This is a genomic window from Streptococcus sp. GMD4S (genome assembly GCF_000296955.1).
The window spans coordinates 1-1,668 of record NZ_AJRE01000441.1; the positions used below are offsets into that span (position 1 = coordinate 1).

The 1,668-nt window shown below is 39.4% G+C and carries 2 pseudogenes; one reads left to right on the top strand and one right to left on the bottom strand.

Features of this window, described 5'->3' with window-relative positions:
* Positions 1-1,412 (top strand): annotated as a pseudogene (locus GMD4S_RS10580) (N-acetylmuramoyl-L-alanine amidase family protein); the annotation flags it as partial.
* A gap of 45 nt (positions 1,413-1,457) precedes the next feature.
* Here GMD4S_RS10580 and GMD4S_RS13635 read toward each other — a convergent pair.
* A pseudogene (locus GMD4S_RS13635) lies at positions 1,458-1,668 on the bottom strand (virulence factor MviN); the annotation flags it as partial.

Genomic DNA, 1,668 nt, shown 5'->3' on the forward strand with positions numbered 1-1,668 from the left:
TCTTTAATGGAAAAGGACAAATGCAAGCAGGTCGCTGGCTTCACCTTAACGACGACTGGGGAGAAAATGCCAAAGGGAATGATTACTATCTGAACCAAAATGGTAAAATGCAAACTGGTGGTTGGTTCAAACTAGATGACTCTTGGTATTATATCCAATCAAATGGTGCTAGACGATTTAGCGAGCTCTCTGAAATTGGAGGGAAAAAGTATCTCTTTGCGGCAGATGGGAAGATGCTAACAGGACACCAAGTTTATAATGGCAAGAAGATGTTCTTTAGCGAAAGTGGTGCACTCCAAACAGCAGGTAAGCCTTCAACATGGCAAAAGATTGATTCAAATTGGTATTTCTATGATGAGGATGGGCTAAAGACCATCGGTAAAAAGAATATCAATGGAAGCACATACTACTTTAATCAAGAAGGTATCATGCAAACTGGCTGGGCATTTGTTGATGGTCACTGGAACTATTTTGCAAGTTCTGGAGCTATGAAAACCGGCTGGGTCAAGGATCAGGAAACATGGTATTATCTGGATAAAGATGGCATCATGTTAACTGGCAGACAAGATATAAATGGTGTTCGTTACTATTTGAATGCTAGTGGTGCCATGCAGACTGGCTGGAAGTGGCAAGACAATAGCTGGTACTTCTATACGAACTCAGGTGCTATGAAAACTGGTTGGTTGAAAGATAAAGAATCATGGTATTATTTGGATCCAGAAACTGGTATTATGGCTGTAGGATCTAAAGAGATTGACGGTAAGAACTATTTCTTCAGCTCTGCAGGTACTATGCAAGTTGGATGGCAGTGGTCAAATGATTCTTGGCATTATTACGCTACGTCTGGCGCACTCCAAACTGGTTGGTTGAAAGATGGTGATGCCTGGTATTATCTTGAAGGTAAGGAAGGCGTTATGTTAGTCGGCCTCCATCAAGTAGATGGTAAGCAATATTACTTTAGCAAATCTGGTGCCATGCAAACAGGCTGGAAATGGTTTGATAATCATTACCGTTACTTTGAATCAAATGGAGCCATGAAAACTGGTTGGATAAAAGACAAAGGCGTCTGGTATTATCTAAATCCTGAAGATGGCATCATGTTGGTTGGCCTTCATAAAGTAAATGGTGATCATTATTACTTTGATGAATCAGGAGCTATGCAAACGGGTTGGAAACAGCTTGATGGTAATTGGTACTATTTCCAAGCTAATGGTTCTTTGTTGAAGAACGCAACAACACCTGATGGTTACAAAGTAAACGAAGAAGGAATCTGGAAACAGGCTGTTGCTGCTGTAAATAGCGATGCAGTCAAGCCAGAACAGAAACAAGAAGCTAATTCCTCTATTGTTGAACAACCTAAACAAGATTCAAATCTAGAAGCCAACGCTTCTGAAAAGAAAGAAAACGAATAAAGAAGAAATCCCCTACTGGCAACTAATTTATCAGTAGGGGATTTTTTAATTTCGTTTTAATTTTGCAAGTACAAGGTTCAGTGCATAGTGGAGTGTTTTGTCTTTGGTGATAAAGAGGGTCAAGAGGTAATAGATACCACAAGTTGCTACGGTAGAAAGAACCATGAGAATCATATTGAAGTTTACTGTGTAGGAATTGATTTGGAAAATCATCTTGAAAATATAGAAGATTGGGATAAAACCAAGGGATATAATG